This window comes from Staphylococcus rostri (genome assembly GCF_002902145.1).
Lineage (GTDB): Bacteria > Bacillota > Bacilli > Staphylococcales > Staphylococcaceae > Staphylococcus > Staphylococcus rostri.
Genome location: NZ_PPRF01000059.1, coordinates 1 through 20,968 on the forward strand (window position 1 = coordinate 1; position 20,968 = coordinate 20,968).

General features: G+C 36.3%; 23 protein-coding genes and 1 riboswitch. Of the genes, 9 read left to right on the plus strand and 14 right to left on the minus strand.

All coding sequences use genetic code 11. The features are described 5' to 3' along the window. Positions 1 to 129: 129 nt before the first annotated feature. Together CD122_RS11960 and CD122_RS08670 are read right to left on the minus strand one after the other, a co-directional pair. A complete protein-coding gene (locus CD122_RS11960) occupies positions 130 to 300 on the minus strand; it encodes a hypothetical protein (protein WP_169926499.1) in 171 nt (56 codons plus the stop codon). A 16-nt stretch (positions 301 to 316) separates the two neighbouring features. Continuing rightward, complete coding sequence (locus CD122_RS08670) at positions 317 to 541, minus strand: DUF771 domain-containing protein (protein ID WP_103358591.1); 225 nt, start codon at positions 539 to 541, stop codon at positions 317 to 319. A 48-nt stretch (positions 542 to 589) separates the two neighbouring features. On the opposite strand from CD122_RS08670, the gene CD122_RS08675 reads away from it, so the two are divergent. Beyond that, positions 590 to 1,060: a hypothetical protein gene (locus tag CD122_RS08675; RefSeq protein WP_103358592.1), complete on the plus strand. Its 471-nt coding sequence runs from the start codon at positions 590 to 592 to the stop codon at positions 1,058 to 1,060. Positions 1,061 to 1,182: 122 nt separating this feature from the next. After that, on the plus strand, positions 1,183 to 1,425 hold the full coding sequence (locus CD122_RS08680; protein ID WP_103358593.1) for a hypothetical protein: 243 nt from the start codon (positions 1,183 to 1,185) through the stop codon (positions 1,423 to 1,425). Here the strand turns inward: CD122_RS08680 and CD122_RS08685 are convergent. The 4 genes from CD122_RS08685 to CD122_RS08700 are packed head-to-tail and all read right to left on the minus strand — an operon-like array spanning position 1,409 to position 2,898. Further along, positions 1,409 to 1,603, minus strand: coding sequence for a hypothetical protein (locus tag CD122_RS08685; protein WP_103358594.1), 195 nt, complete (start codon positions 1,601 to 1,603; stop codon positions 1,409 to 1,411). The genes CD122_RS08680 and CD122_RS08685 overlap by 17 nt on opposite strands. Positions 1,604 to 1,605: 2 nt before the next feature. Next, positions 1,606 to 1,824 (minus strand): hypothetical protein, encoded by a 219-nt coding sequence (locus CD122_RS08690; RefSeq protein WP_103358595.1) that lies wholly within the window; start codon positions 1,822 to 1,824, stop codon positions 1,606 to 1,608. A 13-nt stretch (positions 1,825 to 1,837) separates the two neighbouring features. Further along, the gene (locus CD122_RS08695; protein ID WP_103358596.1) at positions 1,838 to 2,614 is read right to left on the minus strand and encodes a phage antirepressor KilAC domain-containing protein; all 777 of its coding nucleotides are present in this window, start codon (positions 2,612 to 2,614) and stop codon (positions 1,838 to 1,840) included. A gap of 14 nt (positions 2,615 to 2,628) precedes the next feature. Continuing rightward, positions 2,629 to 2,898 carry a helix-turn-helix transcriptional regulator gene (locus CD122_RS08700; RefSeq protein ID WP_103358619.1) on the minus strand — a complete coding sequence of 90 codons (270 nt, stop codon included), beginning with the start codon at positions 2,896 to 2,898 and terminating at the stop codon, positions 2,629 to 2,631. A 133-nt stretch (positions 2,899 to 3,031) separates the two neighbouring features. Between CD122_RS08700 and CD122_RS08710 the strand changes: the two genes are divergently transcribed. From CD122_RS08710 to CD122_RS08730, 5 genes are all read left to right on the plus strand, one after another. Continuing rightward, positions 3,032 to 3,736, plus strand: a complete 705-nt coding sequence (locus CD122_RS08710; protein WP_103358597.1) for an XRE family transcriptional regulator — start codon at positions 3,032 to 3,034, stop codon at positions 3,734 to 3,736. Between the two features lie 18 nt (positions 3,737 to 3,754). Then, complete coding sequence (locus tag CD122_RS08715; RefSeq protein WP_103358598.1) at positions 3,755 to 4,480, plus strand: PH domain-containing protein; 726 nt, start codon at positions 3,755 to 3,757, stop codon at positions 4,478 to 4,480. Positions 4,481 to 4,511: 31 nt separating this feature from the next. After that, the gene (locus CD122_RS08720; protein WP_103358599.1) at positions 4,512 to 5,192 is read left to right on the plus strand and encodes a type II toxin-antitoxin system PemK/MazF family toxin; all 681 of its coding nucleotides are present in this window, start codon (positions 4,512 to 4,514) and stop codon (positions 5,190 to 5,192) included. Between the two features lie 233 nt (positions 5,193 to 5,425). Continuing rightward, positions 5,426 to 5,950 (plus strand): type II toxin-antitoxin system PemK/MazF family toxin, encoded by a 525-nt coding sequence (locus CD122_RS08725; RefSeq protein ID WP_103358600.1) that lies wholly within the window; start codon positions 5,426 to 5,428, stop codon positions 5,948 to 5,950. Between the two features lie 226 nt (positions 5,951 to 6,176). Further along, a complete protein-coding gene (locus tag CD122_RS08730) occupies positions 6,177 to 7,226 on the plus strand; it encodes a tyrosine-type recombinase/integrase (protein WP_103358601.1) in 1,050 nt (349 codons plus the stop codon). An 843-nt stretch (positions 7,227 to 8,069) separates the two neighbouring features. On the opposite strand, the gene CD122_RS08735 is transcribed toward CD122_RS08730, so the two are convergent. From CD122_RS08735 to CD122_RS08770, 8 genes are all read right to left on the minus strand, one after another. Continuing rightward, positions 8,070 to 8,258 carry a helix-turn-helix domain-containing protein gene (locus CD122_RS08735; protein ID WP_103358620.1) on the minus strand — a complete coding sequence of 63 codons (189 nt, stop codon included), beginning with the start codon at positions 8,256 to 8,258 and terminating at the stop codon, positions 8,070 to 8,072. Between the two features lie 528 nt (positions 8,259 to 8,786). Further along, positions 8,787 to 10,307 carry a bifunctional metallophosphatase/5'-nucleotidase gene (locus CD122_RS08740; RefSeq protein ID WP_103358602.1) on the minus strand — a complete coding sequence of 507 codons (1,521 nt, stop codon included), beginning with the start codon at positions 10,305 to 10,307 and terminating at the stop codon, positions 8,787 to 8,789. A 179-nt stretch (positions 10,308 to 10,486) separates the two neighbouring features. After that, the gene (locus CD122_RS08745; protein ID WP_103358603.1) at positions 10,487 to 11,845 is read right to left on the minus strand and encodes a TrkH family potassium uptake protein; all 1,359 of its coding nucleotides are present in this window, start codon (positions 11,843 to 11,845) and stop codon (positions 10,487 to 10,489) included. Between the two features lie 19 nt (positions 11,846 to 11,864). Further along, complete coding sequence (locus CD122_RS08750; protein ID WP_103358604.1) at positions 11,865 to 13,538, minus strand: S1C family serine protease; 1,674 nt, start codon at positions 13,536 to 13,538, stop codon at positions 11,865 to 11,867. A gap of 194 nt (positions 13,539 to 13,732) precedes the next feature. Beyond that, positions 13,733 to 14,524, minus strand: coding sequence for a TerC family protein (locus tag CD122_RS08755; protein ID WP_103358605.1), 792 nt, complete (start codon positions 14,522 to 14,524; stop codon positions 13,733 to 13,735). 92 nt (positions 14,525 to 14,616) lie between these two features. Then, positions 14,617 to 14,725, minus strand: a riboswitch (yybP-ykoY riboswitch). Positions 14,726 to 14,845: 120 nt separating this feature from the next. After that, positions 14,846 to 16,408: a peptide chain release factor 3 gene (locus CD122_RS08760; RefSeq protein WP_103358606.1), complete on the minus strand. Its 1,563-nt coding sequence runs from the start codon at positions 16,406 to 16,408 to the stop codon at positions 14,846 to 14,848. A gap of 19 nt (positions 16,409 to 16,427) precedes the next feature. Then, positions 16,428 to 16,667 (minus strand): YueH family protein, encoded by a 240-nt coding sequence (locus tag CD122_RS08765; RefSeq protein WP_103358607.1) that lies wholly within the window; start codon positions 16,665 to 16,667, stop codon positions 16,428 to 16,430. Next, entirely contained in the window at positions 16,657 to 18,141 is a 1,485-nt protein-coding gene (locus CD122_RS08770; protein WP_103358608.1) for a UDP-N-acetylmuramoyl-L-alanyl-D-glutamate--L-lysine ligase, read from the minus strand. The genes CD122_RS08765 and CD122_RS08770 overlap by 11 nt, the downstream gene beginning before the upstream one ends. A gap of 391 nt (positions 18,142 to 18,532) precedes the next feature. Between CD122_RS08770 and CD122_RS08775 the strand changes: the two genes are divergently transcribed. Together CD122_RS08775 and ltaA are read left to right on the plus strand one after the other, a co-directional pair. Next, on the plus strand, positions 18,533 to 19,708 hold the full coding sequence (locus tag CD122_RS08775; RefSeq protein WP_103358609.1) for a diglucosyl diacylglycerol synthase: 1,176 nt from the start codon (positions 18,533 to 18,535) through the stop codon (positions 19,706 to 19,708). Next, complete coding sequence (ltaA, locus tag CD122_RS08780) at positions 19,686 to 20,876, plus strand: lipoteichoic acid biosynthesis MFS flippase LtaA (protein ID WP_103358610.1); 1,191 nt, start codon at positions 19,686 to 19,688, stop codon at positions 20,874 to 20,876. Before CD122_RS08775 ends, ltaA begins: the two co-directional genes overlap by 23 nt. Positions 20,877 to 20,968: the final 92 nt, after the last annotated feature.

The window sequence follows — 20,968 nt, forward strand, 5'->3', positions numbered from 1 at the left end:
GCAACTAAGCGCTTGAATTCTGCATATTTGATTGTTACTAAGTCCATTCCGTCATCCTCCTATAATGTGTTATAATTGTGCTGGATATTTTTTTTAATTGTTTGACTGATTCGCAATTGCCGTTGCTTATCAGTCTTTTTTTAATTCTTTCAGCACATAACATGTACCGAAATATGTTATAAGCTCCGAGAACAACACCCACCACAACAGCGTCGTTAGATAAACACCGTTGAACGCCAATACGGTTGTTAATATCAGCGCTACTGAAAAAGTCATTAAGCATGGTATAAGTGCTTTCATGATTTCTCACCACCTTTCACATGTACTTGAAGCGCTCGATTTCTTTAAAATTATCTTCAAGCCATTTTTTCATCTTGCTACCTACAAACATGTACTCATCATTGTTGTTAATAGGATAATGACCGAATTCTTCAATCTCTTTTCGGAATTTAGGTATTTTCAAAATGTTGTCATTGACCCACTTTCTTCCTCTGCCGACTTCATTCATAAGGTCATCCATGTACCAATATGTTTTTGTCATTTGAACCACTCCTTTCTGATATAATTTAATAAAAAAGGTGGTACACTTATGGAATTTTTTCAATCCGTTTTAGTCTCGAATGTTATCGCTCTTTTAGCGTTTGCTGCATCTATTTACTCAATCATTTATACTCGTTCTCAAAACAAGTTTCATTTTGCCGTAACCGATATGTCTGTAGATAAGAAAGACGGGTATATTGATTTTAGTTTTGCTGTTGTAAATGATTCGCCTAAATCTCATTTTCTAAAAGATTTAATTTTTCTAGATGAAAATCTCAATGTTATGAAGCATATAGAAGTAGAACCTATTGAGTCTTCGGACTTGTTCAGTAGCCTATCAGACCAAATATTGATAGATGGGCAGTTGAATAATCCAGAGCTAATATTGCCGAATAATTTCGAAAGGTTTTCATATAATTTTTACACCGTTCCTAAATACGTGAAGATTGTTTCTAACGAACGTATAGACAAGTTTCGAAAATATGTTTTAGTCTCTACCGATTCTTACGAGTGTTATTAGAATAGCTATATTCATGATTAAATGAATAAGTAGTAAACTATTTGTAAGTACCATTGGAATCACTCCTTTAATATTTGTTGGGCTATACTTTTCTCATCTCCTTGTGAAGGGAGGTGGAATAGATGGAACAGTATCACCATTTAGTTGTGTTTGATGATGATTGGTCAATTGATAGGGCTAATGATGCTCTTAAAAATGGCTGGGAGTTAATTCATGTTGGAACTAAAACAGATGGTTTGCTTGATAACAGTCAAGCAGTTTGCAGAACTGTCTTCATCTTTGGCCTTAACAAAGAACAGTATGACAATTATCTTGAAACCATGAACCAACCATTGATAGTTGACGATATTATCGACGAAGACTAGCTTTTAACTGTTGTTCTCTGTCTACTAGATGGAGAACTTCTTTTATTTCTATATAAGAAATTTTTTCTTCTTTTAACTTTCTGTTAATCGAACTTCTCAATCTTCTTTGAGCTTCATTCAATTTTTCTTTAGCAAGTTTCAAACCCAATAGCATATTGTGTTCTTTTTCTTTCTGCATTGCTATACCTCCTTGCGCTCTATTTTTTGGCTAAGTGCTAAAAGTTCAATTCTTCTTTTGATGTAATTGTATTTATTGCTGAGATTCTGTATACTCCTATCTTCAATCAGCTTACTTATAACTTCTTCAAATGTTTCGCTTTCATCCATAACCTTTGCAATATGTTTATCTACTAACTGATCTAACTCTTCAGATAAATTTTTGAAATGATTTGTTTTCATAGTTCGTCACTCCTTAAATTGATTGTTTTTCTATCATCGGTAGGATGTCGTTGTCTTTTAGTAAGTCGTAAATGAATAATCTACCTTTTTGCGTCCACTTAGTATTCATGCGAACCGATGTGCTACCGTCTTTATGTTCAATCTCCGTTGTAGAAGAATGTGTGTAACCTTTGTCATGTAGATTTGAATAAAGTAACCATTGTCCTGATTGTTTGTACTGAACCTTTAAGTCGTGTAATAACTTGTTAAGCGCTTGAGCCGACATACCATAATCTTTTGCGATTTGTCCGACTGTTACTAAACTCTTGTTATTTAAAATAGTGTCTAAATAAGATGCTTTCGGTTCGTATTCAGCAATCTTTTGTTTTTGCATATTGTTTTCAAGTTGCAATGCCTGTTTTTCTTTCTGTTCTTCAATCCAAAGTTCAGCACGTTTAACTGGGTCATCTATCATGTAACTTGCAATAGGTTGAGCAAGACGCTTTTCCATCTCATTAAACTTATTAATGTAAGCTATTTTGAATTCATTATGACCTTGAATATTGAACATGTATAAAGTAAAACCATCTTTAGTTAGCAGATATTCTTTATAACTTCTGCGTTGACCTTTAACCTTGTAAGTGCTTGGTATTATTAGAGAACGGATATTTCCGTTTTCTAAAATCATAGTTTCTAATGCTTCAATAACATCTGCATGCCTTCTTCCTAATTCATTTGCTACTACTCGGCTAGAAACAACTGCTCCTAATCCTTCATTGTTTTGGATTTGAATTTCTTGTAGTACTTGCATCCGGCATCACTCCTTTAAACAGTTTTTTCTCTTTTCTTTTTGAATGCTAAAATAACTGATTTCTTTTTATCATTCATGAATACGAAATTTTCGTATTCATTACCTAAAAAAATATCATCGTATTTAACATTAAAAGCGTCCATGTACTTAGAAAGTAAACTATCTTTTATGTTCGTTGAGTCTCTTTCCATATTTTGAATCGTACGAGACGATACTCCAAAAAGCTTTCCTAGTTCTTCTTGCGTCATACCATAATCTATTCTTAACTCTTTTAATGTTTTCAAGTTATCACCGCCTTTCTGTGACACTAATATAATACGAAAATTTCGTATTGTCAACAACAAATACGTTTTTTTCGTAAAAAACTTTACTGTGATTAGAAAATTTCGTATAATACGAAATAAGGAGGTGTTATAAATGGATAAAGAAAGAAATAAAATCATTGCCAGTAATATAAGAAAATATATAAATGAATCTGGAATGACTCAAAAGAAATTGGCTGAAAAAATCGGTATACAACCCTCAACTATGAGTGACTATTTAAATTTACGCTCCAATCCTTCTCATGGTGTTATCCAAAAAATTGCTGATGTATTCGGTATTTTAAAAAGTGACATAGATACCACGTATAAAGTCAGTAACGGGATTACCACTATATATAACCAACTTACAAATGAACGTCAAAAGCGTGTACTAGACTTTGCTAATGAACAATTAAATGAACAAAATAACAAAGTTTTACATATCAATTCGAACAACATCGTATCAGAAGAAGTTGTCGTTTATGGCTATGCATCAGCCGGTACAGGCGAAACACTTATAGATGATGTTAAATTCAAAACACATTATCGAGGACATATACCAAATCATGACTTTGCGCTACAGGTAAACGGTGACTCAATGGAACCGTTATTTGAGGATAAAGAAGTTATCTTTATAGACAAAACTAAACAAATAAACAGTGGTCAAATTGGCATTTTTATAATTAATGGAGAAGCTTTTTTGAAAAAAGTGTTTATCAGTGATGAAGGAATAAGATTAGTATCTTTAAATCCTAAGTACCCTGATTTATTCTTTGATAAAAACCATGATGTTGAAGTCGCAGGAAAAGTTATTTTATAGTTAAAGGAGAACTGAAAAATGAAAGAATTACCTAAAAATAGATTAACATTCAAAGAAAGTATGATTGAAAGTCAATATTTAGCCACTAAAACAAAAGAAGAAAAGAAACAATACAAGCAACTATCTGTTGAAGACAAAAGAGAAATTTTAAAAGAATACCATAGTAAACCTAGAAAAGAAGTAAAATTTGAAAGTGAAATCAATAAATCTGACGAAAACTTATCTAAAGTCTACCAAAGATTTAGCGAAATAGGAGTAGAGGATTTGTTTGGTACAAAAAAAGAAGTGAAAGAACTACCTATGATTTTAAAAGATAACGAAAACATAATGTATGTAACTTCGGGATTGTACAATAATAATACCTACTTAATAGTATGTACTGATCTAAGATTGTTATTCTTAGATAAAGGGATGATATACGGTTTGAAATTTCATGAATTTCCATTCGAGAAAATCAATTCCGTTTCGTATAAAAAAGGACTTCTTTTTGGCGAAATAATTATACATCACGGTTCATCAAGCATCACTATAGGTAGCATAGCAAAAAATACTGTATCTAGAATGGCAGAAACAATACAAGAACAAATCTCTATTCGTGAAAGTTCTATGAAACCATCTAAATCTGAAAAAATGAGTTTTTCTGTTGCTGATGAATTAATAAAATATAAAGAATTATTAGATGTCGGAGTAATTTCTCAAGAAGAGTTCGATAAGAAAAAACAACAATTATTGCATATTGATTAACAGCGCCTATATGGCGTGAGGAGGATGAGGGATGGAAGAGAACGCACCTTTAGAAGCAGCAGTTAATAATTTTAAAAAGATTCAAAATAGTGGGATTTACAAATTTAAATATATGAATTCATGGTGTCTTGAATATTCAGAGTTTTTATTGGATGAAGTTAGATTGTTAAAAGAAAACAAAAGTTACACCAGATATAAAAAAGGCACTATAATTTATGTAAAGTTAGGTGTTAATGTGGGCAGAGAGTTTTCTGGAAACCATTTTTGTATGGTACTTAATAATCACGATTCAAATAAAAATCCAATATTAACGGTAGTTCCACTTACATCTTCCAGAAGTAAATTCAATGTGCATATCGAAGAAGATTTGTTACCTTTAGTATTGGAAAAAATGGACGCAACGGGTAAGGATTTAGCTAAAAAAATCATGAACAATCTTGAAAAGGTGTCAAAAGCCGAAAACCCATACGATCAAAAATTACTTGATGAAAACAAATCGCTGAATGACGACTTCAAAAAATATTCGAAGGTTCGCAAAAGATATGAGCGATTCAAGTATAAAAAGACCTACGCTAATGTTTTAAATATCACTACAATCAGCAAGGATAGAATATCGAAAATTAATAGGTATGACCCTGCCGGAGAAATATCATATACAAAAGAAACGGTAGATAAAATTGAAAATAGTATAAAAAATAGATTTCTTAGTTAAATAGCTTGTACTACACTCTCTTTGATGGTATATTACATATATACAAAACAAGCCGCTGAAATATTTGCGGCAAGCTTCAAATTAGACAAGTCGCTGAAATATTTGCGACATGAGAGGGTGCATCTGCGCTCTCTCTTTTTTTATACAATTTTCCAGGTACCCCACCGTACCCTTATTATTTTTTACCCCTCCACTCTGGAAAGAAGTTTTATAAATTTTATCCAAGAGGAACTATCGTATACGTTAAGTTTGGAGTTAATGTGGGCTCTGAATTTTCTGGTAATCATTTTTGCGTCGTTTTAAATAAAAATGACAATAAACGCAACGAACTTATTACTGTCGTTCCACTTACGTCAAAAGATACAAAATTCACGATAAGACTCGAAGAAAATTTGGTTTCAAAAGCAATTGAAAAACTAGAGCATGATGGATTAATATTACACGATGATTTAACAAGAATCAAAAGTTTACACGAAGGTTTTATTGAGTCTGATGCTGATTCCAAAAATTCAAAAACTGCTTTAGAGAAAAAACTCAATAACATCGAAGAGGATTACGAACAACTTGCCAAAATAATTAAAAGGTATGAAAGATTCGCTGGTAAACTTACATATGCTATACCTAACCAAATTGTTACTATAAGCAAAAATAGAGTAACTACACTAAATAAATACGATCCAACTGGTCATATATCATTTAGTGAGAACACTTTGAAAGTTATAGAAGATTTCATTAGAATCCATATTTTATCTAATTAACTTGACGTTCTCTATAATCAATTGATATAATGAATATGTAAATATCCGGTATCCAATCCGGCTGACCAGATGATAAAACATCTGGTCTTTTTTTGTATAGTTAACCGTCTGAAATCCGGTACGGTTAATACCATAATGAAATAATTTTGAATATACTGGGTAGCCCGCCTGCCCTATATATTTTTTAAACACAAACAGAACATACGTTCTAAAAGGAGTGAAGAGAATGAGTGTTAAAAAATACAATGGTAACAAATGGTATTATGATTTCGGCTATGAAGGAAAGCGATATAAAAAGAAAGGTTTTAAAACAAAAAGAGAAGCAACTGAAGCTGAAACTATAGCTAAAAATAAACTAATGCAAGGTATAGCTATTAATAATAAAAGTTCCTTTATCGAGTATTATGGGCAATGGATTGAAGTTAATAAAAAGAATGTAATTACAGATAAAGCATACCAGACATATGTTAATGCTATTAATCAGTTTAAAAAATTTTTAGCAACTGAAAACCTAGACGATATTACATTGAACAACTTCTCGACTATTTTATATCGTAAATTTATTAAATGGTATAGCGCTAATCATGCAACTGAATCGGTCAAAAAGATACACAATTGTCTAAAAGCGTCTTTGTCTGATGCGGTACAAGAAGGACTTATTTACAAAGACCCCACTTATAAAGCGATTATTAAAGGCAAAAAACCCAGTCAACCTGAAGAAGATAAATTTATGAGTATAACAGATTATAAAAATTTAAAAGCTTATGTAGCTAATGTACCTATACAATCGTATCTTTTTATCTACATTTTAGTTATTACAGGTGGACGGTTTGGAGAAGTTCAAAAACTAGCAACTGATGATGTTGACTACTTAAAAAATACAATTCATTTAAGAGGTACAAAAACAGAAACATCTGATCGTATTGTTGACATTCCACCTGAAGATATGAAAACTTTACGGAAAACATTATCAGAAATGCCCATCAATATGAATAAGCAAATATTCAACACTGGTCATTCATTAATAACAAATAATGCTGTTACAAAAGTTCTTCAAAAATTCTGTTTAGAAAATAGAATTGGCAACTATACATTGCACTCAATCAGACATACACATTGTTCTTATTTATTACACGGTGGTGTGTCAATTTACTATATTTCTAAAAGGCTTGGACATGCCAACATAAAAACAACATTAGAAGTTTATTCTCATTTATTAGAAGAAACTGCGACAGAAGAAAAGCAAAAGACTATTAACCTAATTAAAAGTATGTAGTGAACGTCCCCGAGACGTTCCCAAAATGCTGTAACCGTTGAAATATAAGCGCTCAATGACTCCCTCCGTTTCCGCTAAGATAAAAAGAACACTGTTACGGCAGTGTTCTTTTTTGTTATGTTCAGGTTTTTTTGGCCGAATTGAGATAGAACGTCCCTAAATAAATTTTTTTGGTCAATTCATGGTCAATCTTATTTAAATCTATAACAAGTTGACCAAATATTGACCATGTGTATTAATCTTCACCTAATAGCTATTTTACTAGACTTGTTACTGCTATTATTTTCGCTTAGATAGAAAGGCCACTGTTTTTACTTAATTTAGTATATTGTTGTCTATTTAAAACATCGCCAATTTTGCGCATAAAAACTCCCCACTTTCACTAAGCGGGGAGCTTGGCTTTTGTATTACTGTCTTCACTGAATCATTTCAATATTTATTTAAAAATGATGTACAATCCTACCTCGATATAAAGCATAGCCATTGCATAGTTCGCTACAGTTTTAATCTTTGTTTTAGTTAGATTTGTCATTTTTCATTACCTCGTATTATAATTACGTTGAAGGGATTTAATCCCCAACCAATATGCTATTGTTGAAGCAATCGTCGAAAATCCTATGCAGTCGTTTCGGAAAGTTCTGCTCTTGGATCCAATGACGATTGCTTTTACTTATTCATCAACATATATACAATCATTCCAATACACACGATAATTACTGTAATATTATAACCAATCGCAAGTATATCCTTTTGTGTATTTGTCATAGCTATTCCCCCACTATGATATTAATAATGAACTTGTACATGCTTAATGTCATTATTAATTATAACATGCTTAACACTCTATTTTTCTAGCTGTTTTTGATACTTATACAATTTTTCAGCTGTACCTAATGAAATACCATCCAGTGAACGTTTTCCATTTCTCAAATCTGAAATACGTCCCTGCGATACACCTGTTTCTTTACTAATCTTGTACCCTGAAATATTGCTCTCCAATAGTTTTTCTATCTCTTTTCTTAATTCACTCATCATTATTTACGGTTGTTTTTTCTCTCTAATTTTCTATCTAAAAAGAAAAAATGCGTTTTCCTCCCTATCATTAAGAGTAAAGGCATGCTTAGTATAAACAGTGATAAATAGATGTCTTGAATCATACTTGAAGCCTCCATATAAAAATAGTATTATGAATGTGTAGGGAGGCACCTATAGCCTCCACATAATGTTATTCTTTGTTGTTCGGCTGTCGGTCTAAATAACCGAGATGCCATAATCTAAGTTGTTTTAGAACTCCTGGGACTATCAGTAGGGCGAATACTGTATGTTCCAGGAGTTCATGTATTATGTCGCGCATAAGGCGTCACCTCCTTACACATTAAATGTAAGTCGTAAAAGAGCTTACATGTATCACTATACTACCCAATTGGAATACTAACAATACTTTTTTACTATATACAACCTATTTGTTTAGGAAGTATATGACAAGTCCTACAACTAACAATGTCACCAAAAACTTTACTTTTTCTTTTCCGGTTGTTTTTCTAACTTTCACTGTTACTTTCATTCATGTCCCTCTTTCCCTACGATTAACATATTGCTGGTCTCTAACTTAATCGGCTGTTCTTGCTGTAGTAATTCTGTCATTAATTCTGGCATGGTTACTGGATGGCTTTGATGGATCACCGCTTGCGTTAACTGTTGGCGATAATGTCTATAACAGTAGTCTGTCATTGCAACGCGATACGTGTATGTTTCATTTAATCCAAAGTCTACAACGCGATCATATTTTGGACGTGACATATCAATGGTGTAATCGAATCCTGACCAAAATTGAAACAAGGTTGGATCTTGTGATGCATCCAATATCGCTTGTTGCTCCTTCACGATGAGTTGGGCAGCTGAGTGCTCAATTAAACGCTTAATGTCAGCGCCTTTTAATGCGATATCTAAAGGTTTATCTGGATGAGGATATACGTGATAAATATCTTTATTGTGAATACTACCTTCGAGCCCTTTTGATGTCGGTAATGGCAAGTGCACACATGTGATGTCACATGATACTGCCTGTTTTATCGCATCGCTCAATAGCTGAATAAATGGATGACGTTGTTGTAACAGTTCAGCAAATGACTCGAATCCTAGATGTATTGGTGTTGAATGTATCACTTCATTTTCCCACTTACGAACGGCTTTACGGTCATAATGTGTGACCTTTAATAACGATGCACTTTCTTCATAAGACTCTAAATGAACGATTTCTGGTGTAACTGCTAAAAGTTCGTTCGTATTGCGACGCTTACGAAACTTCACATCTACGTGTATCAGCTTTTCTGCATTTTGCCCTGCTTGAACAAAGGCAGTCCGTCCTTCACAATCCACTTTTGTCTCGTATTCATGCCCTGTAATCATCAAGTCAACGATTCCCGCTTCACGCATAATGGTTTGCGCTTGATTATCGATATTCGCTTCACTTGATTCTCTTTCTTTAAAACGATTGCCATGATACAGCACGATTAAAAAGTCAGGCTCTGCAACTTCATGAATGTAACGAATCCATCGCTTAGCAGCTGTCGTAGCATGTTCCACCGCAATATCATTTTCCATTTCGATATTTTCATTGCGTACTAAATCATCCGACGTTAAGCCGACTACCGCAATACGTACGCCATCAAATTCTTTCAATAAATATGGCGTCGAAAAGTACGGTTCTTTAATCATCGCATACGTGATATTGGCAGATAACCAAGGAAAACGTGCTAAAGCGACCGAACGATTGAGGAAGTCTAATCCAAACTTGAAGCCACTTGCACTCATACCGCTTGCATCGTAATTCATCGCATTCATAAGTTTAATCATTGGATGACGTTTATATGGCGCAACAACCGCATAGTAAAACGACACGATACTCCCTGCTAAACTTCCACCATTGTCCAATAGTAGCACATTTTTATATTGTTCACGTACTTGTTCAATATACGTGCCTGCACGATAAATATGCGATTCAGCATCTCCATCAAGTATACGGCTATGCATGTCGGACGTTGCTAATATTTGAATATGGACTTCATCATTTTGACGCATGGCTGTTCCCCTCACCTTTATACATAATCCCTTCTATTTTAACATAGCGACAATATGCAGAACGAAAAAATTGGATAAACATCCCGGTGTCTCATTTCAACTTTACGTCTCCATCAAACATTTTTGGAATGTCTATCCAACCTTATATGAAATATTTTCTTTTAATATTCAACTGCCCATTAACCGATTTGAATATGTTCTTTCGGATAATGATATTTCGCAGCTTCACGGTTACCACTAATCATAATAATAAATGATATTAAGCCGACACGTCCGACAAACATCAAAATCATCAACACGACTTTTGACACACTGCCTAGTTCAGAAGTAATCCCTGTTGATAGACCGCACGTTCCGAACGCTGACATGATTTCGAAATAAATTTGAATAAAGTCAACGCGTCCTGCTTCGTTTAACATAATGATGAATGTCCCTGCAAAGGTAAACAAGACTGCGATAATAAATACCGCAAATGAACGTTGAATGTCCTGAACATGAATCTCTCTATTAAAGACTTTAATTGCCGATTTTTCAGCGTTTGGTTTGTAATTCAAAATAAATAATATTAATATCGCAAACGTTGTTGTTCGAATACCGCCACCAACTGAGCTAGGAGATGAACCGATAAACATGAGTCCCCCCATCAATAGATTGGTTGCATCTGAAAATTGTGCGACATCAAATGTTTGTAACCCTGCACTTCGGGTTGTAACAGATTGAAACAGTGCATAGAAAAATGTTTTATGCCATGTCTCACCTGCAAAAACGCCTTTTGTTTCAATAAATAAAATACCGAGTGTTCCTAGCACAAGAATTGCCAAATATGTCACGGTTGTCACTTTTGTAAAGAGTGAAAAACGGAAATTGGGAATTCTATTTTTAATATAGGCTTTAATTTCTAATAACACAGGGAAACCAATCGACCCTAATACGATTAAGAACATCACAATTGTTTGAACGAAATAATCGTTTGCATACGGAATAAGCGAGTCGCCTGTAATGTCTAGCCCACCATTCGTTGTTGCGGAAATCGAGACAAAGACGCCTTGCATGATGGCTTCCTTCAAGTTATGCAAATCTCGATAAAAGTAGAATGTTAGTAATGTTGCGCCAACAAATTCAATCACTAATATCGCACGTATAATGTCAAAAATAAGTCTTACTGTGCCGCTCATTGAATCTTTGTTGTTATCCAACATGATTAACTGGCGCTCACGAATACCGATGTGCTTACCTAAGACAACCCACAGCAATGTACCGATTGCCATAACGCCGATACCACCTGTATTCAATATAAATAATAGAACGATATAGCCGAATGCTGAGTACGTTTCAGAAATATTTACAGGGGTTAGGCCTGTTACACTCACGCCGGAAACAGCGACAAAAAGTGTATCAATAGGTGCGACTTTCACACCTGGCTTATGTACGCCCGGCAAGTTCAACAATAAAAATGCGCCGATAATTGCAAAGAGATAATACATGACAATCCCTTGTTGCGGACTGGCCTTTTTAAACAATTGATTAATGATTGACACGATGATTCACTCCAACGTTTTACAGATCAAATGAGATATTTTTAACCTCACCCTCACGCAATACTTTTAATTTGATTGGTTTACCTTTATCTAAGTGATTGAATAATTGCTGACGATAAACAAGTCTGTCTTTGATTGGTTTACCATCAAATGCTGTAATGACATCGCCTGTTTTCAAGCCTGAATCACGCGCTACGCTATCTTTGGCAATATCTTCTACAACAACGCCTTCTTTGACTTTGTCATCAATACCAAACGTATCACGTTCATTTTGTGAAATGACTGCAACATCTTTTAAGCTAATTTTGGTATTTGGGTGGTCGATTTTGCCGTCTTTTTCAAGTTTTTTAGCAACCTTCTCTGCATCATTAATTGGAATTGCGAACGCCATCCCTTCAACATTTGGCATGCTGATTTTTAATGACGCAATACCGATTAACTGACCGTCTTGATCGACAACAGCACCACCTGAATCACCCGGATTAATAGGTGCATCAACTTGGAACGCATGAACTAGCATATCATATTCATTATTTTTGTCTATATCAATGGGTACATTACGGTCCAATCCTGAAACGATACCTTCTCCAACAGTGTTTCTAAAGTCCATACCTAGTGGGTTCCCAACAACTAGGACTGGTTCGCCTAAAATAAGATTGTTCGCATCTCCACGCTTGATTGGTTTTAGCTGATCTCCATCCACATCTGATGCTTTGACAGTCATCACAGCAATGTCTGACCACTTATCTGCGCCAACAACTGTACCGGTTACTGTCTTACCATTGGCATACGTTAATTCATGTTGCTTTTTATCGCCGACTACGTGTGCATTCGTTAAAATATAAAGTAAGTCGTCTACTTTTTTGTAGACGACACCTGAGCCACTTTCATTCTGTGGTTGCGCTTGTTGTTCCGCATCTTGTACGGTTTCTGGTGTAACTTCCTGATTGTTTTCAACTGCAACGACAGATTTCGTAGCTGCATTGGCAATTTCCATTGTGCGTGTAACGTTCTTATCTTTGCCAGCCTTAGATTGAACGTCTTCAATCGCTGCTTGTTCATTATTATCACTGCCATTTACATTATGAAAAATTGCAAATAGTAATATCAAGATTAATAACGCACCGAGTACGATAAGGATTTTCGCCCATTCACGTGTTATAAATTGGGTGACCTTTTCAGTCCAATCTTTTTTCGCCGTGTAGTGATGACGTTGCTTTTCTTCTTGAACGTCTGCGTTTTGCGTAACAGCCTCATCTTGCCCTGTTTTAGATGCTTGTTCTGTTTTTTCACGCTGAATTTCATTCGCTTGTTGTTTGTATAGATTTTGTTGTACGCGCATCTGTTCTGTCGCTGGCTGGTCGTTCTGCACGACATCTGTTGTCTCCGTTGTCGTACTTGATGTCTCTGACACCTTCGCACTCTGTGAATCAGCGTCGAGTTTTGACTGCGCGGACACAGGCTTGTCTTGCTTCGGTTCATCATGTGTCAGCTTTTCAATACGTGCTTTTCGCAAGTTATCCTTCACACGCTCCTCGTTGTTCTTTACTTGCGCCTTTTCCTTCTCAGCCTTTAGCGCATCTGCCTTCTGCTGTTCTTTAATGCGTGCCTCACGCTCTTCATTATGAAAAAACTCACGACGTTTGCGTCTGTATGAACGTCGTGGGATCACATGCTTTTTGTCTTGATCCATTGCGCGCCCTCCTTCAATACCTTTGTTACTATTATGCCATATTCAACTCTAAAATTCCGTAATATTTCATTACCAATATTAAAAAAATAACATGATTACGATTCGAATTAAACGAATATCTATAATCTAATTTTAGCCAAATAAAAACACACGCATTGCGAATAACTGCAACGACGTGTGTTCGTATCATTTGATTATGACTGATGCTTTTTGTTGTTAACAACTGATGTGAACCAACCGATTACGACAAGTCCAATCATGACTACCCAGAAAATGATTTGCCATGTTGCTGAGTGTGGGAAGTCGTGTGGTAAGACACCAATATCTTCGTGAGCCAATACTAGAATGACTAACTTGATACCTACCCAACCAACAATCGCGAATGCAGCACCTTCTAAACCTGGGTATTTGTTTAGGAATTCTACAAAGAATGTTGCTGCAAAACGCATTAAGATAACACCGATTAATCCACCTGTAAGCATAACACCGAATTGTCCGGCGTCCATACCACCAAAGTGAATACCAATCTTAGGTAAAGTCACAGCAATGGCAAGCGCTGCAAGCATTGAGTCGATGGCAAAAGCAATATCTGCAAATTCGACTTTCGCCACTGTACCCCAGAATTCTTTGGCGCTAACTTCTTTTTCAAAGTCATGTGTATCGTCATTCAGTGATTCCTCTGAATGATCGGCACCTTTTTTACTAAAGAACTGATACAGGTTCTTAGCTGACATAAAGAGTAGATATGCCGCACCTGCTGCTTGAATCCACCAGAAGTTCGCTAAAATACTGATTAGGAACAATGCGATAAAACGAAAAACAAAGGCACCTAGTAAACCGTAAAACAGTGCTTTTTTACGTTGTTTTGGTGGTAAATGTCTGACCATCACGGCCATTACGATGGCGTTATCTGCTGCAAGTAAGCCTTCTAAAAAGACTAATACAAGGACAACCCATCCATACGATAAAATTAAACTTGGATCCATTAAAGATCCCTCCTCTTTCATACATGCATATGCAATTTCTTTTGGGCAAAATTAAAGAGACCTATGCTAAATAAATAGCAAAGGTCTCACTTAGCATCTCTATATGCCCACTTTACCGGAAGAATATCTCTTCGTAATGACGACAAAGTGTTATTAACGTCTGAATACGTTAATCAAGTTACTCCCCTCTGACATAGCTGTCATAGGTATTTAATTTATGCTTAAGTATTATAACAGAGTTTTAAATTAAATAATAGCCAAAAGTTGAAGAAATCACGACATTGCCATATTATATCTCAACAAAACTCACTAGCATTCGTTCTACAGTAAGCTATAAAGTTTGATGTTCGGGAATTTCTCTTCAAACCAGCGTGTCGCAAAGTCATTTTCGAATAAGAAGACTTTATTATCGAAACGGTCTCTTACAAGGATCGAACGACTTGAGTTCATTTTATCTTCAACATCTTCTTCGTTTTCAATCCAACGTGCAATTTTCTTACCGACTGGCTCCATAATCACATCTACGTTATATTCGTTTTTCATACGATGCTCAAATACTTCAAATTGTAACTGCCCGACTGCACCCAAAATAATTTGGTTCGTATGCAATGATTGATAATATTGAATCGCACCTTCTTGTACAAGTTGCTCAATACCTTTATGGAAATGCTTTTGTTTCATGACGTTCTTCGGCGATACTTTCATGAAAATTTCTGGTGTAAACTGTGGCAATGCTTTAAAATGGAACTTTTGATTGCCACCGACAAGTGTGTCACCGATTTGGAAGTTCCCAGTATCGTATAAACCGATAATGTCACCTGCAACGGCATGGTTAACTGTTTCCTTATCATCCGCCATAAAGCTCGTTGAACGTGTAATTTTTGATTTTTTGCCTGTTCGTTGCAACTTCACATCCATACCACGCTCGAATGCACCACTTACGATACGCATAAATGCAATACGGTCACGGTGTTTCGGATCCATATTTGCTTGGATTTTGAAGATAAATCCAGAGAATTGATCGTCGAACGGGCTGACTTCTGTATCTTCTTCTGTTTGACGCGAATGTGGCATTGGTGCATGGTCGACATAGGCGTTTAAGAAGTTTTGTACACCAAAGTTTGCCAATGCTGAACCGAAAAAGACAGGTGTTAAGTCGCCGCTTTTTAACGCTTCTTCATCGAATGATTCACCCGCTTCATCAACCAGCATTAATTCTTCAATCGCTTGTGTGAAGGCACTGTCATCCGCAATCGCATGCGCTTCTTCCAATTCGTAATCTTCATTGATGTGTAGAATATTTTCTTCATCACGGAACGGTTCAATAGTACGTTCATGACGATCGATAATACCGAAGAAGTTTTGGCCCATACCTACTGGCCAGTTCATTGGATATGTTTCAATACCTAATGTTGTTTCAATTTCATCTAATAATTCAAAAGGTTCCTTACCAACACGGTCTAATTTATTAATAAATGTAAAGATTGGAATCCCACGCATTTTACAAACTTTGAATAACTTCAATGTTTGCGGCTCAATCCCTTTTGCGCAGTCGATAACCATGACTGCACTGTCCACTGCCATTAATGTACGGTACGTGTCTTCAGAAAAGTCTTCGTGTCCTGGTGTATCCAAAATATTAATTTTGTAGTCATCATAGTCAAACTGCATGACAGAACTTGTTACCGAAATCCCACGTTCTTGTTCAACTTTCATCCAGTCACTTGTCGCAAATTTACCTGTTTTCTTCCCTTTAACTGTACCCGCTTCACGGATTGCACCACTGAAGTATAAAAGCTTTTCAGTTAAAGTCGTCTTCCCAGCATCCGGATGCGAAATAATCGCAAAGGTCTTACGTGCTGTTACTTCATCTCTGATACTCATCTCAAAACTCCTTCTAATTCTATGTTTCTTGTACCCATTGTGTAATACGTAAAGCTAATATTTCAGACTCTTCTTCATCTAAAACACTAAAAAGATGCATCATTAAATGTTCTGTTAATGCCTCACCAAACCATTCATCATCAATCAAAATTGACCAATTCAAGTCAGGTACGGCTACAACGAAATAATCTTCTTTTTTATTCTCATAAATAAACACTTTGGCTGAGTAGTTTTCACTATGGCTCTCTCTAATTTTCATCAGGTTGACCTCCAAACTTCGCATATGCCGCTTCTAAACCAATTAAGTCGTCACGATGTGGTACTTTGACATGACCTGCCATAATTTGGAATGGCTCGCGTCCTTTAGAAGCTAATACAACAGTATCTCCCGGCTCTGCTACATCAATCGCATGGCGAATACCTTCCGCACGATCTGTAAACTCAACATAGTTATCGTGCGTCATCCCTTTGGCTAACTCTGCCGTTAACATTTTAGGGTCATCATTCGCTGGGTTATCAGGCGTCAAAATCACATAATCCGCACGCGATGCGACACGTCCCATTTCAGGTGTTTTCGTCAAATCACGCTCGCCTGCCATACCGATTAAAAAGATTAACTTCTGTTTCACAAATGGTTGGACCGCATCAATCAGCTTCGTCATACCATCTGCAGTATGTGCATAGTCAATAATTAAATCAATCGGTAATGATGGATCTAACACTTCTAAACGGCCTTCTACAGGTTCTAACGTTTCAACGACTTGTGTCACACGCTCTAAATCTTCACCTGTCACCCAGACACCAAGCATTGCCGCCATCAAGTTAGCAATGTTAAACGCACCCACATAAGGGGACTTCACAGGGTACGTGCCAAACGGTGTTACAAAGTCAAACGTCACACCTTGTAAAATGGCTTCAATATTTTGCGCCATAAATTGGGCTTCTTGTTCAATACCATAAGTAATCACTTCATATGGCGTCACTGTCTTCAAATACTCAGAAAACGCATCATCATTATTCACAATCGCATATTTCGGTTTTGACACGTCTTGACCAAGTTGGCTGAATAACAATGATTTCGCATGACCGTATGCTTCCATTGTGCCGTGAAAATCTAAATGGTCTTGTGTTAAATTTGAAAAAATCGCAACATCAAATGTCACACCACTCAGGCGACCTAAGCTCAAACCATGCGATGATACTTCTAACGTCATCGCTTTGGCATCTGCTTCAACCGCTTCATGTAATTTTTTTGTGAGCGACACAGTTTCAGGCGTCGTATTTTGACCTTTAGTGACATGTTCGTTAATTTGAAAACCATTTGTCCCTAGATACGCACTGCCCTTACCTAGTTTACGAAAAATATGATGCACCATTGTCGCTATGGATGTCTTACCGTTCGTACCAGTTACACCAATCGTTGTGAGCTGCTGACTTGGAAAATCATACAAACGATGTGCCAGATGGCTCGCTACACGCAATGTGTCTGGAACGATCACTTGTGTCACATCGCCTTCTAATTCAAGTTCACGACTGACAACAACGACTTGACAGCCTTGGTTCACAACGTCTTGTGCAAAGCGGTGGCTGTCTACTGTGTATCCTTTTGACGCCACGAAAATACTGCCTTGTCTTGCGGTACGTGAATCTGTCGTAATATCATCTATGTTTCTATCGAGTGTTCCTACAACTTGCTTCATTAATATATGTTGAAAAAGTTCTTGCGCATTCACACATATCTCTCCTTTTTTATACACTCATTCATTATACACGTTTCATTATAAAATCATACAAGTTACATCATTTTTTCTGTTAAAATACCGCACATAATTGTTTAGAAAATCTCTTTGTATTGTATCCCGTTGCGCAATATATTAAGATAGTAGAATGAAAAAAATATGTAACGTATAGAGAAATAAGTATGAGGGACACTATTGTTTTAGCGTATTAGATTTATCGCAACCTCTTTCTTATCTTTTCACAATTTTTTTAGGATACGGTAAACTATGGTTAAGTGATTAGACTGTAAAGTACGGTTCAGATATGGTCCAGAGCTAACGATTGATATACATAATCTATTTCTTACCTATCTTTATGTCTAAACTATATATGGAGGCCACTCATATGAGTACTCAAAAGAAAAAAATATTAATACTGACGGGGTCTTTTGGCAATGGCCATATTCAAGTTACAAACAGCATTGTGTCACGTTTTAATGCGATGCAGTTAGATGACTTAACGGTCATTGAACACGATTTATTTTTAGAAGCGCACCCTATTTTAACGACAATTTGTAAGCAATGGTACATTAATAGCTTTAAATATTTTCGTCGTATGTACAAAGCATTTTATTACAGTCGTCCGGACGAATTAGATAAATGTTTCTATAAATATTATGGCTTGAATAAATTGTTAAATCTCCTATTGAAAGAAAAGCCGGATTTAATCTTATTGACATTCCCGACACCTGTTATGTCAGTGTTAACACAACAATTTAATATGAACATTCCGATTGCGACTGTGTTAACAGATTATCGCATGCATAAAAACTGGATTACACCGAACTCGTCACGCTACTATGTTGCAACAGATGACTTAAAGGCAGAGTTAACGAATATCGGCATTCCAAGTGAACATACAAAAGTGACTGGTATTCCCGTGTCCGCCCAATTTGAAGCGCCAATCGACAACACACAATGGATGCGCCAACACAATTTAGATCCTGAGGCACCGACAATTTTAATGTCTGCAGGTGCTTTCGGCGTCTCAAAAGGGTTTGAAGAGATGATTCAAAGTATTATCGATCAGACACCGAATGCGCAAGTTGTAATGGTTTGTGGACGTAGTAAGGACCTTAAACGCCAACTTTCACGCGCGTTTGAAGATACACCGAATGTGTTGATTCTTGGCTATACGAAACATATGAACGAGTGGATGGTAGCGAGTCAATTGATGATTACGAAGCCTGGTGGCATTACCATTTCTGAAGGTTTGACGCGTCAAATACCGATGATTTTCTTAAATCCTGCGCCTGGACAAGAACTAGAGAATGCCTACTATTTTGAGGACAAAGGATTTGGTAAGATTGCGAACACGCCAAGTGAAGCAATTGACACTGTAACGCATTTGTTACAACACATCGATGAACGCCAACAAATGGTACAACACATGGCTGATGCACGTATTTCTGATGCAACGCAAAAAATTTGTGATGACTTACTTCACTTACTGCACGATGCAGCTGCGTATCAGAATGTTTATGGAAAGGTTCCTTTATATGCAAAACTACTCGTTAAATGATCGACAATATATGAAAAACTTTTCATTATTAATTGTTATTTTATTTCTAATGGAGTTTGCGCGTGGTATGTACGTTCTTAGCTATCTACCACTGCTCCCAACAGCGACATCAATTGCTGTTGGGATTACCTCTGCAGCTATCTCCGTCCATTTTGTTGCGGATGCCATTTCTAACTTTTTTGTTGGCTTTATTTTAAAACGCTGGGGCCCTCGCATCGTCTTGACACTCGGCTTTATTTTGGCGCTCGCCAGTTTAGTCCTTGTTATTTTTATGCCAACGTCTCCAGTTGTACTTATCGTCAGTGCTTTAATGTTAGGCATTGCGGTATGCCCTATCTGGGTTGTGATGTTAGCAAATGTAGACGAAACCTCTCGCGGCAAACAGATGGGTTATGTCTATTTTGCATGGCTCGCCGGTTTGTTAGTCGGTATGATTGGCATGAACTTGATATTTAAGAGTCATCCAATTACTTTCAACTTCTTAATGCCATTAATCGTCGCGGTTGCCTTTATACTCTACTTTTTTGTGAAAGTACAATTGACAGACTACCATACTAAAAATGTACGCCAGCAACTGAAACAAATTGTCAGCGTCTCTCGTCGACACTTGATCTTGTTTCCAGGTATTTTACTTCAAGGGATTGCCATCAGTGCACTCATTCCCGTCTTACCACAATATGCGGTAGACATTGTCGGCGTTACAACTGTGGAGTATACGGTCGCTATCATCATTGGTGGGATTGGCTGTACGATTTCGATGTTAGGCTTATCCAAGTTGATTGATAAATACGCACATCGCTTTATGTATAGTATGATTTTTGTCGGGTTTTTATGTTACGGCATCGCAATGATTTCTTTTACATTTTTTACAAATATTTGGTTCGTTTGGATGATCGCACTCATTGTCGGTATGATATATGGTCTCCTACTTCCAGCGTGGAATACGTTTATGGCAGGATTTATACATCCTTCTGAACAGGAAGAAACATGGGGTGTCATCAACAGTATACAAGGTTTTGGTGCTATGGCAGGACCGATTATCGGTGGCCCACTCTCACAAGTGTTAGGCAGTCCAATATATACTTTTTACTTCGCAGCATTGTTAATCTTTTTCTTAGCCTGCTTTTATGGCTTATTCTTTTTACGACAAATTCGTCGCGCAAAATAAAAACGGGGCTGGGACATAATTCGTTCTAAGCCTCTTTTGTAAAAAGCCCTGATTAGATGTTAAAAAACATTTAATCAGGGCTTTGTCATGGA